Origin of the sequence: Actinomadura alba, assembly GCF_014323705.1 — a bacterium.
Lineage (GTDB): Bacteria > Actinomycetota > Actinomycetes > Streptosporangiales > Streptosporangiaceae > Actinomadura_C > Actinomadura_C alba.
The window spans coordinates 21,559-34,583 of sequence record NZ_JABVEC010000037.1 but is presented as its reverse complement, the minus strand read 5'-3'; the positions used below and the strand labels follow the sequence as shown (position 1 = coordinate 34,583).

Annotated in this window: 15 protein-coding genes; 5 read left to right on the top strand and 10 right to left on the bottom strand. The window is 64.3% G+C overall.

All coding sequences use genetic code 11. The features are described 5' to 3' along the window. The first annotated feature begins 58 nt into the window (after positions 1-58). Both HKK74_RS32440 and HKK74_RS32435 read left to right on the top strand, forming a co-directional pair. Positions 59-1,411 (top strand): sensor histidine kinase, encoded by a 1,353-nt coding sequence (locus HKK74_RS32440; RefSeq protein WP_187247215.1) that lies wholly within the window; start codon positions 59-61, stop codon positions 1,409-1,411. A 70-nt stretch (positions 1,412-1,481) separates the two neighbouring features. After that, positions 1,482-1,913 carry a DUF4240 domain-containing protein gene (locus HKK74_RS32435; RefSeq protein ID WP_187247214.1) on the top strand — a complete coding sequence of 144 codons (432 nt, stop codon included), beginning with the start codon at positions 1,482-1,484 and terminating at the stop codon, positions 1,911-1,913. Positions 1,914-2,022: 109 nt separating this feature from the next. Here the strand turns inward: HKK74_RS32435 and HKK74_RS32430 are convergent, their stop codons facing one another. Both HKK74_RS32430 and HKK74_RS32425 read right to left on the bottom strand, forming a co-directional pair. After that, positions 2,023-2,214 carry a DUF397 domain-containing protein gene (locus HKK74_RS32430; RefSeq protein WP_187247213.1) on the bottom strand — a complete coding sequence of 64 codons (192 nt, stop codon included), beginning with the start codon at positions 2,212-2,214 and terminating at the stop codon, positions 2,023-2,025. Further along, complete coding sequence (locus HKK74_RS32425) at positions 2,202-3,008, bottom strand: helix-turn-helix domain-containing protein (protein WP_187247212.1); 807 nt, start codon at positions 3,006-3,008, stop codon at positions 2,202-2,204. The genes HKK74_RS32430 and HKK74_RS32425 overlap by 13 nt, the downstream gene beginning before the upstream one ends. A 126-nt stretch (positions 3,009-3,134) precedes the next feature. Here HKK74_RS32425 and HKK74_RS32420 point away from each other — a divergent pair, with 126 nt between their 5' ends. Together HKK74_RS32420 and HKK74_RS32415 are read left to right on the top strand one after the other, a co-directional pair. Further along, entirely contained in the window at positions 3,135-3,665 is a 531-nt protein-coding gene (locus HKK74_RS32420; protein ID WP_187247211.1) for an ATP-binding protein, read from the top strand. Then, positions 3,662-4,237 carry a hypothetical protein gene (locus HKK74_RS32415; protein ID WP_187247210.1) on the top strand — a complete coding sequence of 192 codons (576 nt, stop codon included), beginning with the start codon at positions 3,662-3,664 and terminating at the stop codon, positions 4,235-4,237. The genes HKK74_RS32420 and HKK74_RS32415 overlap by 4 nt, the downstream gene beginning before the upstream one ends. 33 nt (positions 4,238-4,270) lie before the next feature. Here the strand turns inward: HKK74_RS32415 and HKK74_RS32410 are convergent, their stop codons facing one another. From HKK74_RS32410 to HKK74_RS32400, 3 genes are read right to left on the bottom strand one after another with little or no spacing between them, the layout of a single operon-like run. After that, positions 4,271-4,969 carry a DUF6082 family protein gene (locus HKK74_RS32410; RefSeq protein ID WP_187247209.1) on the bottom strand — a complete coding sequence of 233 codons (699 nt, stop codon included), beginning with the start codon at positions 4,967-4,969 and terminating at the stop codon, positions 4,271-4,273. Further along, positions 4,966-5,541, bottom strand: coding sequence for a DUF6879 family protein (locus tag HKK74_RS32405; protein WP_187247208.1), 576 nt, complete (start codon positions 5,539-5,541; stop codon positions 4,966-4,968). Before HKK74_RS32405 ends, HKK74_RS32410 begins: the two co-directional genes overlap by 4 nt. Continuing rightward, the gene (locus tag HKK74_RS32400) at positions 5,541-5,780 is read right to left on the bottom strand and encodes a hypothetical protein (RefSeq protein WP_187247207.1); all 240 of its coding nucleotides are present in this window, start codon (positions 5,778-5,780) and stop codon (positions 5,541-5,543) included. The genes HKK74_RS32405 and HKK74_RS32400 overlap by 1 nt, the downstream gene beginning before the upstream one ends. A gap of 273 nt (positions 5,781-6,053) precedes the next feature. On the opposite strand from HKK74_RS32400, the gene HKK74_RS32395 reads away from it, so the two are divergent. Beyond that, a complete protein-coding gene (locus HKK74_RS32395) occupies positions 6,054-7,931 on the top strand; it encodes an AAA family ATPase (RefSeq protein WP_187247206.1) in 1,878 nt (625 codons plus the stop codon). A gap of 23 nt (positions 7,932-7,954) precedes the next feature. On the opposite strand, the gene HKK74_RS32390 is transcribed toward HKK74_RS32395, so the two are convergent. The 5 genes from HKK74_RS32390 to HKK74_RS32370 all read right to left on the bottom strand — a co-directional run bounded on the left by HKK74_RS32390 (position 7,955) and on the right by HKK74_RS32370 (position 12,992). Next, a complete protein-coding gene (locus HKK74_RS32390; RefSeq protein WP_187247205.1) occupies positions 7,955-8,431 on the bottom strand; it encodes a hypothetical protein in 477 nt (158 codons plus the stop codon). Positions 8,432-8,618: 187 nt separating this feature from the next. Beyond that, the gene (locus HKK74_RS32385) at positions 8,619-10,283 is read right to left on the bottom strand and encodes a DUF262 domain-containing protein (RefSeq protein WP_187247204.1); all 1,665 of its coding nucleotides are present in this window, start codon (positions 10,281-10,283) and stop codon (positions 8,619-8,621) included. 9 nt (positions 10,284-10,292) lie between these two features. Continuing rightward, the gene (locus HKK74_RS32380; protein WP_187247203.1) at positions 10,293-11,237 is read right to left on the bottom strand and encodes a hypothetical protein; all 945 of its coding nucleotides are present in this window, start codon (positions 11,235-11,237) and stop codon (positions 10,293-10,295) included. After that, on the bottom strand, positions 11,227-12,498 hold the full coding sequence (locus HKK74_RS32375) for an AAA family ATPase (RefSeq protein WP_187247202.1): 1,272 nt from the start codon (positions 12,496-12,498) through the stop codon (positions 11,227-11,229). Before HKK74_RS32375 ends, HKK74_RS32380 begins: the two co-directional genes overlap by 11 nt. Positions 12,499-12,656: 158 nt before the next feature. After that, positions 12,657-12,992: a transposase gene (locus HKK74_RS32370; RefSeq protein ID WP_187247201.1), complete on the bottom strand. Its 336-nt coding sequence runs from the start codon at positions 12,990-12,992 to the stop codon at positions 12,657-12,659. Positions 12,993-13,025: the final 33 nt, after the last annotated feature.

Genomic DNA, 13,025 nt, shown 5'->3' with positions numbered 1-13,025 from the left:
ACGCCCGCAGTGATAGAGGCGTACTCGAGGTGGAGGAGCAGCTCCTCCGGGAGTCCGGATGCCGGCCTGGAACCGATCATCACTACGAGCCCGCACCACGTGGGCGACCGGTGCCGTCGCGGCACTGGTGTGCATCGGGTTCAGCATGCTGTTCCTCGTCTTCGTCGGCAACCAGGAGAGCGAGTCGGCCGAGACCCGGGCCACCGCGGGCTGGGACCGGGTGCTGCCCATCATCAAGCTGGGACAGCTCCCCTCCGTACTGCCGGAGAGCAGGGGCGATGCGATCCAGGTCCTGAACGCGCACGGCCGGGTGGTCTCGGCGACGCATCAGCTCGTCGGTCGGCCGCCGATCGCCACACTCCCACCGGGGAACGACGCGGCCGTGCGCAGCCAACGGAGTCTGTGCCATGTGGACGGGCTGACCGGCTGCAAGACCGTCGTGCTCTTCAAGGTCTTCCAGCCGGACGGGATCTGGCTCGTCAACGTGGCGGTCCCGGGCGTCCCCTGGTACGGGAACCGCACTGTGCTGTCCCTGGTGATCGGCATGTCTCTGCTGATGACCACGATGATGGCGGTCGGCGTCTCGCGGGCGGTCGGCAAGACCCTGGGTCCGGTCGACGCCATCCGCACCGAACTGAAGGAGATCACGGGCACCGGACTGCACCGGCGGGTCCCGGTACCCCTCAACCAGGACGAGATCAGGCTGCTGGCCGAGACGGTGAACGCCACCCTGGACCGCCTCGAAGGCGCCTACGAGCAGTTGCGGCAGTTCACCTCCGACGCCTCCCATGACCTGCGCAGCCCGATCACCGCCATGCGGGCCCAGGTCGAGGAAGGACTGATGTACCCCGACGACACCGACTGGCCACGAACCGCCACCGAGGTACTCACCGGAATAGACCGCCTGCAGGCGATCGTGACCGATCTGCTCAACCTCGCCAAACTGGACGCCGGGGTCATGCTGAACCGCAGGCCGACCGACCTGGCGAATATGATCGCCGCTGAACTGGACCGCCGGACCTACCGGGTGAGGATCGTCCGGCGATTCTCCCGTTCCGTGGTCGTCGACTGTGACCGGCTGCGCGTCATCCGGCTGCTCACCAATCTGCTCGACAACGCCGAGCGCCACGCCGACGAACAGATCACCATCATCGTCCGGGCCGACGGCCCCATGGCCGTACTCGAAGTCCTCGACGACGGCGCCGGAATCGCCCCCGAACACCGCGAGACCGTCTTCGACCGCTTCACCCGTCTGGAGGCCTCCCGCAGCCGCGACGCCGGAGGAACCGGCCTCGGCCTGCCCATCGCCCGCCAGATCGCCCAAGCCCACGACGGCACCCTCACCATCGACGACAGCGCACAAGGCGCCCGCTTCGTCCTCCGCCTCCCCCGCTGCGACAACAGCCACTAAGACGTCGCTTCTTACGACGGCGCGGCGTTCCGCCGGCCCCTTATCAGAGCCGTCCGTCATGCTCTGAGGCATGGACGAGAACACCTTCTGGCAGCTCATCGACGACTGCAGACCTCCCACGCCTGATCCCGACGCGGAACATCTGGCCGCCACCCTGACGGCTCGTCTGTCCGCCGGTCCGCTGGCGGCGGTCATCGGGTTCGCCGAACAGCTGTCGTGGGCCCTCTACCGGCTGGACCGCAAGGAGTACGGGTGGGACCTGTCGAGCGACAGCTTCCTCTACACGCGCGCCGCCGTAGTCGCCGCCGGCCGCGAAACGTACGAGAACGTGCTCCAGATTCCGGCGCACTTCGTTCCGTACGCCACCAATCTCATCTGGGCCGAGAGCCTGCTCTACGCGCCGGACAGGGCGTACGAACACATCACCGGCGAGGAGTGGGATCGCAGCACTCGCTACTCCTATGAGTCCTACTCGAACTCCGAGGGATGGGCCGATGCGTAGCCGCATAAGCGCCCGCGACCAGCGAAACCGCATAAATCGCAGACGCCATCCCACCACCCGCTGGCTGGGCAGTCGGGAACGCGAGCCGAGAAACAGAATTCGAACGATTTCACGAGTCCAGTAGGCCACTCTTGATCTCAGTGATGAATCGCCGCCAATCAGCGGACGAGATCCAAATGGTTCCACCATCGGGGTTCTTGCTGTCCCGTGCGGCGATCTGATGTGCGGCACGGGCTACCTCAACGCAGTTCCCACCGTTCGCTCCGCTGTGTGACGCCTTGCGCCACTTCAAGCCTTCCACTGTTCCGCCGCCCTAGTGATCAGTTCGATTGTTTCCCGCTGCGGGAGAGCGTCCGCTCTGAAGATCTCGAACATGCGCCGGAGTCGCACGACGTCCTCAGCACGCTCAACGACCTCGCCGCTGAGTTGGTTGTCCACATACGCCACATCGTTGCCGCCGTCGAAGTTGGCGATCACGAATCCGCCGAGAAATCCGGAACAGACCGTTGCCATCAGCGGAACAATCTGTACGACCACGTTGTCCCGCTGTGCCACTTCGGCAAGATGCAGCAACTGATCATGCATCACCGCAGCACCGCCAATGTTGCGTTGCAGCACGCTTTCATCCATGAGCGCCACGAGTACCGGAGCGTCTTCCTTGGCCAGGATCCGCTGCCGGTTCATCCGCGCAATGACCATTTCCTCTGTATCGGCAAGATGATTCGCTGCACGCAACACGGCACGCGCATAATCTTCTGTCTGCAGAAGGCCTGGAACAACGGCCAACTCAAATGACCATAAAGCTGTGGCCCTACCCTCGATCTCCACCCACTTTCCGAACCACTCCAGCGGGACCGTGACGCTCACGAGATCCTCAAGGAGGCGGGAGAGAACGCCACGTGTTCCGAGCACTCCCTCAAGACGATCTATCGCATCGGGCTTCGGAACGTACCTGCTCTTCTCCCATGCCGTGACGAGAGACTCCGAGGCGAAGACCGCTTTACCAAGTGCGGCCCGGCTCATCCCTTTTGCCTCCCGCGCGAGACGAATCTCCCTAGCAAGAAACGCTCGCGCTGTCAGGTGATTACCGGCCATCGTCCGCACATCTCCGTAGTTCTGCCGAGCAAACCTTGTGCAGGTGGGCTGCCTGTGTTTTGCCTATCTCAGGGTAGACCGTCCGCGAGACCCTGTGGATACCGATTTCACAGGTGAGGACAGGGCATGAAGCCAATTGATCAGCTTCCATCCGGGCAGCCGAGCCCGCATGCGCAGTGCGGCATCGGCGGCGGTCCCATCGTCCTCGGCTCGATCGATTTCCCGGCTGAAGCCCATCAGGTCCGCACCGCACGGCACTGGCTCCGTGAACTGCTCGGTAAGAACCACCCGGCAGTGTCCGAGGTCGAACTGCTGGGGAGCGAACTGATCACCAACTCGATCCTGCACTCCGACTCGGCCAGGCTCGACGAGTGCGGACGCCCCGGGTTCGTGTCGGTCACCGTACTCTCCACCAGCCAGACCATCCGGGTCGAGGTGACCGACGCCGGATCGGCGTCCAGCATCCCGCGCCTCGTCGACGGCGGGCCTGACGCGGTCAGTGGCCGTGGCCTGCGCCTACTGCGAGAGATCACGGGCGGGCGGTACGGCATGCGCACCCATGAAGCGGGCCGCACCATGTGGTTCGAGCTCGACTGCTCCCCCGCCGTCGGCACGGCGGAACACTGCGCCTCTGCCCGCGCGCGGACCTCCCGATGATCCTCTGGTACGACCCGCCCCTGTGGTGGATTCCCGAGTACGCGAGCGCGCCCGACGAACACGGCGGCCCGCTCACCCCCGGTCCGGGCGGGCGACGCCGTCCGGGTGACGCCGTACGGCCCGGCTGTCGCCGGAGCAGCAGGACCGCCGGGCCGTACGACCCCCGAAGCCGGCGCGGCGGCGCGGTCGAGCCCCCTGCCCCCGAGGAGCCTCCCGCACCGCCGCGCCCCGAGGAGGTGCGCGACCGCTCCGTCCGTTCGCCACCCCGTATCGCCACCGCCGCCCCACCTGATCTCACCAAGGAGACCACCGCCGTGCCACCGCCCGTCGAGCACCTCAGCGACCAACAGCGCCAGGCCATCGACCTCGCAGACCGCCTCCGCCATCGACTCGGCCACTGGCTCGCCCGACGCGGGATCATCACCGCGACCTTCGGAATCTCCCCCTACGTCGACCCCGCAGGCCGGCCCAGCGCGCTCGTCTGCATGAACGACCATGCCGCCGAGGCCTTACTCCTCGCCCTGGACGATGGCGGCGCCACGCCTTCGCGGCATGGGTGTAACGGACGATAGAGCGCCTATCGCTGAGCATCGCAGGGGCGGCGCTCAGCGCCTTCCATGACGGCCGGCGCGCCACTGGGCGACCGCACGGCGAAGGAGCCGCATGAGCGACTGGGGCGGCTGGGGCGAAGCGGCCGTGAACGCCCTGTCGATCTCGGTGGTGAAGAAGTCCTCGGCCTCGTCCCCACTGGTCACATTCGCGCGGGCGGTTCGTGCCTTCTCCCAGAACAAGTACATGTCGGGACTGCTCATCAGATAGGCGAGGGCGCCTCTGAGCTCCTCCAACTCGATCGTCCCGGTCTCGTACGCCACTTTCTGAAGATTGAGAATGAGATTGCAGTAATGGTCCTTCTTGGTCTCCTCCACTCCGGGAACGAGTTGTGGCCAGACTTCACGAAGCTCAGGGTCGTCGATGGCCATCTTGATGAGGTCAGTGTGCAGTTGGCGTAGCGCGATCTCGCTGCTGCGCTGCTGCTCCTCGCGGGCGATGGTGAGCTCTTCGCGCTGGTTGTGGAGCTCGCGCCGTTGCAAGAACAGCGTCAAGGTGATGCCGATGAAGGCGATCCCGGAGAAGAAGACACCGACAGGTGAGACGGCCTGCCCGATCTGTGACCACCTGTCGAGTGTCCGATCATCGGCTTGGAGCAACAGCAAGGCCGGTATGACAAGACTGGCGGCCACCAGAGCGATGCCGCCGAAAAGAGCCGCGGCCGTGAGCGCTGTGCGCAGGACGCGCCTATTCACCGAGCGTATTGGTCGATCGGCACGGCGGTCTCGCGGAGCGCAAGTAGGGTCCGTTCAAGGGATTCGATCGTTCCGGGGTGGCGGGTCATCCACCCGCCGGACTGCGCACCGCTCTCTCCGTAGTCGTGGATCAGGGCCACGTACCGGTCGAACAGCAGAAAATCAAAGTAGTCCTCGTTGGGGAGCGCCAGTTCTCCCGGCACGCGGACGACCTCGATGTTCTCTCCCATCGCCTGACGGATCTCGTAGCTGATCAGCTCGTACCGGAGATACGGCGACAGTGGCTCTTGGACGAGCCGGATGCGAGCGTAATCGATACTCTGCTTGATCACGTCCTCGTACAGCGGCCGATCCGCCTCGGCCTCGACGCGCAGCAGTTCTCTCGCCTTCTCAATGTCGCCGCTCTCATAGGCGGCCTGCGACTCGTTGGTCTCGATCTCTCGATAATCCTGGCGGCACTCGAGCTTGAGAAACCGGGACGTCAGCGCCGACCACGCCTCGGAGAACCAGCCGGAGAACTCATCGAGATCAAGGCGTTCACTCTCCCGCAGGGCCCACGCCGGCGGCCGCATCAGCTCTCCAACACATCCTTCGCCGCATGAAGGAGCGTGTTGCGGGGGATGCGCACGATCCGCTCATCCGGCGCACACCTGGCGTCGCGCAACGGCTGGCGTCCGAGTTCGTCGGTGATGTCGGTGCCGATGACTCCGATGGAACCATCGTCCAACTCGATGATGTCCGGGGACCCGCTGACGCCCGTGGTGTTCCCGAGTTCCGCCGGGGTCCTGCCCAGCCGTCGAACGGCCCTCATGAGCGCTCCCTACTCCGCGAGACCTCCCTCAGGGTCTCACCGAACACCTCGACCGGCAAGGATGATCCGTCGATGCCGTCATAAGCAATCGAGCACTCTAAAGCGAGACATATCCGGCTTGGAATACTTGACGGCTATTCTCGCGAAGTGCACTAAATCCCAAATAACGCCTGAATCAAATCATGGCCACGCGCAGCCCGTAATTCATTCTCCGATATCGAGTTGCGTTGTGACCGCTGTTACCGCTGTGCTAGATGGGTGAGAATTCAACGAGTGAGGATCCAGGGGTACCGCTGTCTCCGCGACGTGGACATCCCGTTCGACGACATCACGACCTTCATCGGGCCCAACGGGGTCGGCAAGTCCTCCGTACTCCGCGCGCTGGACTGGTTCTTCAACGGCGACCGGGCCACGACCCTCACTCACGACGACGTCTCCGTCGGCATCACACCTGAACGCATCACCGTCGAGGTGGAGTTCGGGCACCTCACCGACCTCGACCGGACCGCCCTCGGCAAGTACGCCGCTGACGGTGCACCGACCGTGCGGCTCTGGCGCCGCTGGGAGAACGGCGTGGACAAGCTCTCCGGCCGTGCCATGAGCTTTCCACCATTCACCGAACTCCGAGAGATCGCCGGCGCAATGGAGCGGCGTACCCGCTACAACGAGTTGCGCAGGGAACGTCCCGAGCTGAACCTGCCGGCGGTTCGCAGCGCCACTCAACTCGAAATCGCGCTGTCGCAGTGGGAAAAGGAGCACCCCGGCAACCTGACGAGCACGGAGTTGGAGGCCGACACCCACTTCTTCGGCTTCGCGGGACAGGCCAAGATGACCGGCCTGTTCGACTACGTCTTCGTCAGCGCCGACCTGCGCGCCGGTGAGGAGGGCCGGGACATCAAGGGCTCGATCATCGGCCGGATCTTGGAACAGGCCGTCGACCGTACGCAGGCGGACGTGGAGATGGCGCAGCTCAGCGACCTTGTCACGGTCAGCCGGGAGAACATCCATACCGAGCACTTCAGCGAGCAACTGGACACCCTCTCCGAGAGTCTCACCTCGGCGGTCGGGGAGCTCACCAGCGGACGCAGCATCAATGTCACGCCCGTCGTACCCGAGTTCCGCCTGCCCCAGGTGCAGTTCTCGGTATCGGTCGTGGACGGCCGTGCCCGCACGCGCATCGACCAGCAGGGGCACGGATTTCAGCGCGCGCTGCTCATCTCGGCACTGCGGTTGCTGGCCGAGAGCAAGGAGACAGAGCTCGACCGTACGATCTTTTTGGCCATCGAGGAGCCGGAACTGTTCCAGCACCCCATCCAGGCGCGGGCGTTCGCGACGGTGCTGCGCAAGATCTCAAGTGTGACGGGCCGCGGCGTGCAGGTGGCCTATGCCACCCACAGCCCCTACTTTCTGGAGTCCGAGGGCTTCGACGAGATCCGCCGGATGACCCGGACGATCGTGGACGGCGGTGCGCCATCGGTTCGGATCGCGGCGGCCACAGCCGAATCTGTCGCTCGGCGGCTCGACGGGGTGGTGAAGCCGGACCAGATTCATCGCCAGCTCATGCGCGTCTGCCTGGCCTCACTCCCTGAGGCGCTGTTCGCCCGTGTAGCGATCCTGGTGGAAGGTTCGACGGAACAAGGGCTCCTCGAAGGCTGCGGACTCCGGCACGATCCGCTCAATAAGAACGGCGTGATCGTGGTCGAAGTCCAGGGAAAGGGCAACATCCCGCTCGCCCATGCGATCCTGACGGAACTCGGCGTTCCCTGCTTCGTGGTCTTCGACGGCGACGCGGGCTGCGAACAGCGAGCTCAGGACTCGGGCAAGGAACCCGCCAAGGTCGCACCCATCGGGGCGAAGGAGAAGGCGGAGAACCGCAGAGTGCTCGCATACCTTGGCGCAGTGCCCGAGGACTGGCCGCAGACCAAGGTGCACGACACCTACGCGGTCCTGCGCGACACCTTGGAGACCTACCTGGAGAGCGAGTGGCCCGAATGGTGTTCCGCTCGCCAGAAGATCGTCGCGGAGGGCCGCGGTAACGAAGGGAAGAATTTCGTCACCTACCGGCAGGCCGCCATCGAGGCTGTGACCACCCCGCCGGCCTGGCTCAGCGACATCATCGTCCGGGTGATGGCCCTGTGCCCGGAGGGTTGACCGCAGCCGCCGGACGCCGACGGCTACTCCGCCTTGTCCTCGGCATCCGGCCTGTCGTGCTCGCTCAACCACGCGTCGAGTCGAAGAGCCAGGCGGTGGAGGACATCAGAGCGAGTCTGACCGGTCTCCTCGGCCAACCAGTCCACGAGGAGCAGGGTGACGAAGGCGTGCACCTTCGTCTCCCTGCTCCGCAGCCTGGAGTTCGCCCGCGTCGTCTCAGTAAGCGTGCGCGCCTCGCCAGGCAGCAACGGGGAAACGATCGATATGTGGTCGACCGTCATCTGGTTCACCTCAGCGATCTCAGCCAGCAACTCCTCGGGCGTACGGCCGTCAGGGTGGGCGATTATCGTCAGCCCTCGCAGCCATTCATCGACTATCTCCCGCTGCGTCTTGGCATCGAGCCAACGCCACGGTGGGTCTACCGGACCGAACACCGCATCCGCGTGGGACTGGCACAGTGCCCGCGCTTTGCGGTCGCCGGGCAGTCTGCCTCCGCACACGGCCGGACGGTCGCACATCGAACAGGACCGCTTTGGTGCTGGGACCCGCTCCACACCCATGCGGCCAGCATCCGTTACGCCCAAGCGCCCGTCAACGGATTGAGCGTGCACACTTTCGTCTCACGACATCACGAATAAGCGCGCGTAGCGGCATTCGGACACCGGGTCGCAACAATGAACATCTGCTTCAAGTGGTGTCGATATCCGCTTCGCCGATGGCGTCCGGGCTGGCGTAGACGCCGAAATTCGCCATGAAGGCGGCCTCTCGCTCGGCGAGCGTGGCCCTGCGGGTCTCGATGAATCCCTCATCATTGCCGACGGCGAGTCGCTGCAGCGCGAGTGGCGGAATGCCGTGGCTCGCTAGCACGTCGGCACGGATGGAGTCCGGCAGGTTCAGCAGTGCTCTCTTCAGGGAGACCCGCGGCGGTGTCGGCATAATGAGCCTGTTCGCCGGACTGGAGGCGGCAGCCATCCCGGCCTTGTTGACCACATGTCGGTAAGCCGATGTCGCCCCCCTCGCGAGCACGTCCACGGCCGAGATCTGTTCGCCGGTCACGGTAAGCCGTTGCGGAAAAGCCGCAAGTTCCCAAATGATGAAAGCGCGCACTCGGGCGCTACGCAGATCGAACCGATCGGGAAAGGGCCGTGGCCGCTCATCGATCAGCGAGAATTTTCCGCCATCACGGGCGAATTTCTTCATCTCGATCAGATCCTGCTTGACCTGCGTCGAGTTGGCCCCGGCGAAGTAACCCGACCACGATGTGGTCCAGAACCAACGGGTCAGCTCGTGGCGCTGACTTGGTGTCGGGTTCGGACAACCATGAAAGAACGTGGTGAGAAGCATCAACTGAGCGTCGTAGGGAACCAGCCTGGCCAGTGGAACGCGGACCGTCTCCCGCAGGAAGGCCACGGCGCGGATCAGCGCCTCCTCGGTGTCGTCGACCGCTTCCTGAACCGAGTCCTTGACCCGGCGTGCCAGCACGTCCCAGCGCGCCTCCTGCACGTTCTCCTCACCGGTGACGGCCAGAACCGCACGGAACACCGCATCGGCGGAGACCTCACCGAACCCGGTGTCGGCGACCTGTTCCAGCAGACCGTCCAGCCGGTCCGCCAGGCTTTCCCGGCCGCCGGCCTGGTAGGTGAGGGCCGAGACCATCTGCGCCGGACGCATCGGCTGCCCCGTGCTGTTGACCCGCGAGAAGACCTCGACGGCGTCTTTGAGTTCGCCGCCGACCAGCCGTACCACCGCCAGCTTGTACGACTTAATGCGCTGGGCAACGACCTCACCCTCACTCGTCAGCCGGTCGACGTCCATCTCGGCAGAAGCATCCCTCGCGAGGTCGCGGGCGTAGGACAGGAAATCTCGCGTGCGCAGCACCGACCGAACCGGGAGGTAGTTGGCCGGCGGCGGATTCGACGACCTCCAATGCCGGTACCGGTTCGCACCCTCGTCAGCATCGCCCAGAACCCGGTAGGGCCACCACATCCAGTCACGCTGCTCCGTGGAGCGGGGAGCGTCGACCGGCCGGCGGAGCGTCGCGAACAACGTCGACAGCCGCTGATGGCCATCGAGCACGTACGAGACGGGCAGCCCCGGCCGTGCCTCGGGGACCTCCAGGTCGCCGATGCGGTCGAGGCTGGCCAGCTTCTCGTAGGTCTCCCAGATCAGCAGGCTGCCGATCGGATAGCCGCGTTCGATGCTGTCGAAGAGGTCGAGCATCTGCTCCGGCCGCCAGACGAACGGCCGTTGGAACTTGGGGATCCGCAGAGCGCCGGACATCAGGGGCTCGAGAACCTGCTCCATGAGCATGATCTCGGGCCTTACGTCGATCTCGTAATCTTCGGCGGCCATGCACCATCCCTAAACGATCTTTCGCAACATCTCAAGGATGCTCCGCAGCTCACGACACACGTCCGGACCCAAGCCCGCGAAGTCGGTCTCGCTCAGAGTGTCGGCCCTCTCGCCGAGCTGTTTGATGACGTCGCTTCCAAATCCCTGGCCGAGCTTCGCGATGACCTGGGACGGCACCCCTGCGAACAGTACCTTCTGAGAGTCAGGGACCCCCGAAGTCTTGTCGAAGCCACGCTTCATGTCGAAGTGACCGCGCTGCTCGTGGGACAGTCGCTTGAGAGCGTCGATCCGTGGGTGAATCAGGTGATAGGGCTTCAGGGTGTGCAGCACACGGTTGGGGATGTAGTTCTCAGCCTCACGGAATTCGAGCACATGGACCAAGATGTCGTGCCCTCGTAGCCGCTCGGCCAGTGCGTGAGCCTTCTCGCTGGAGGCCGGAACCATCCGGTCACTGTCGAAGAGCGCCGCGACCCGCGGAATAAGCCGGAACTTCCCCCGTTCCTCTTTCGCCCGGCGGCCTGCGCCGGCCAGCCCACCCCCGTTGTCGATCACCAACCAGTCCCGCTTCACGGCCAGCAGAATCTCCGGCGCTCCGAAGACCTTGGCGATCACTTCGAGGAAACAGCGGTCGGACCGGTTGTTCTCGACCGCCACGATCGCGGGGCGTTCCAGGTCGGCGACGTGATCGCTTAATTCCTCGGGTTGGATTCGAACGAGCGGCCGTGCATCTGCGACACTCCATGCCGCGTGATTGACCGCAGCCTTCCGTGCAAGTTCGGAGTAGCCCTTCGCGAGTCCCTGGGCATGACTGTCCAGATAGTCCGCGACGGTGTCAGTGTCGATGGGCGAGACGACCCACTCGTGACGGCCCTGCGCGAAATGACGCAGCAGCGCAAGAACCTCTCCGACGTGTTCGCCTTGTACAAAGATTTTAGTTGTGAGTTCAACCCGCATTGTCATCCTGCCGGTCGAGCTGCGCGAGGGTCAGCGCCCTCGTCTCCTCGAAATCTTCGGCGAAGACGCCCTGTGGCCAGTAGTCGACGTTGCCGAGCGGATCGACAGCGATGCGGTGGGCGACCGCACCTTTTCCATTCTTTTCCACAAAATAGAGAGCGAGCCGGTCCGGATGCAGACGCCCCTCGGCGACCCTGCGACGGAGCCGGAGTAGGAAGGTCTCACTGTGCGTCTCGATGAGGAACCGCACCTTGGTCCGTTCGATGGCGACGAGATAGAGATCAGCCAACTCGGCCTGCGCGGACGGATGGAGATGCAGTTCCGGCTCTTCGACGATCTCCAGGATCGGTCGCTTCGGCGGGTCGAGTTCGTCCAAGGCCCGGCCAACAAGAATGGGCAGAACCTGGGCGACTCCCGTGCCGGCGTCGGTAAGGTTGACCCATAGCGTCCGTTCCGTTTTGGATCGCAGCCCGACCGCGTAAGCACTGTATTTCGGAACCACGTCCAATTCCCAGCCGGGCAGGTGACCATCGATGTACTCATTGATCTTGGTGATCAATCGGCCACCTCGCCGGACATGATCGTAAATCAGGAGGCTTGCGGCATCGCGGCCGATGTCGCCGTCCCGCCCGGGGGGCTTGGCGGACAACCGGCCCGTACGGCCAGGCCTGGTTCGAAAGGGGCCAAGGTAACGTATCTGATCGAATTCCAAGCGGATGATGTCCCGGAATAGCATCAGCTCCACATCCAGTTGCCCGGAAATGAAGGGAAGCAGCCCCTCAAAACGCACCATCACCTGCTCGCCGTTCAGCGGACCGGGCCCGGCGAAGCGGTAGGGACGTTCGTCCCCGTCCGCATGGTCCTCACTGTCCAACCAGTCAAGCGAGAATGACCCGTCCCCTGCCTCGAGAAGCCAACGGCTCACCACCTGGGTATGCCACTCGTCGATGTTCTGAACGGTCGCTTCCAGCCGAAGCGGCTGAATGTCGGCCGCGAACTCCAGACCGACGGTGATGTTGCCATGCTCGAGGTGCCCATGAACGAGGTCGACGAAGTCGGGAGGCTCCTCGCCGAGCAGCGAGAGGTCCAGCGGGAGAGGGGAGTCATTCCGAATACCAGTGGACATGACTCTGGGGGCTCGCACCAACGCGCTCTTCCCGAAATTGTTCTTGCCCAAGACGACCGTAAGCGGACGTATCTCTAGATCTTGCCGTTGGGAAAAGCATCGATAGTTCTCGACGGTCAGGCGGGTCAAGGGCATGATGCCACCTTAGCGAGTGGGGCGACACGTGGAGATGCCTGAACACCGACAAGGAGAACCCCTGATGCCCCAATTACAGGATATGTACCATCCGAATCCTGACGATTGGCTAGGCTTGGGATAATTCAGCGGCAACTCCAGGCCCATACCGCCGCGCGTCATCCTGGCTCTTCGAAGTTAAGCGGGGTTGAGGTGTCCGCGGGCTTTTCGGGTTGCGCAGCGGGTGCGCAGGCGTTGGTTTCCGCAACCCCAGCGGACTTGAACACGCTGCACATGTCGATCGCGATCACCTTCACGGCGTTCTTCCATTCAGTGCCACGCGCCTCCAGCCAATCCACCACCGACGCCTTCGTACGGCCTTCCACCTGGCCGAGCAGCCCTTGCCCACCGGCCAGATCGACGAATCCGACATGCCAGCGGTCCGCGACCACGATCCACGAGCCGAGCAGCGTGTTCCACACCCATTTCGGCCTGCCCCTGCGGGTCTCGTCCATCCCCAATGCTCCACCTGGGGTACTGGAACGGGG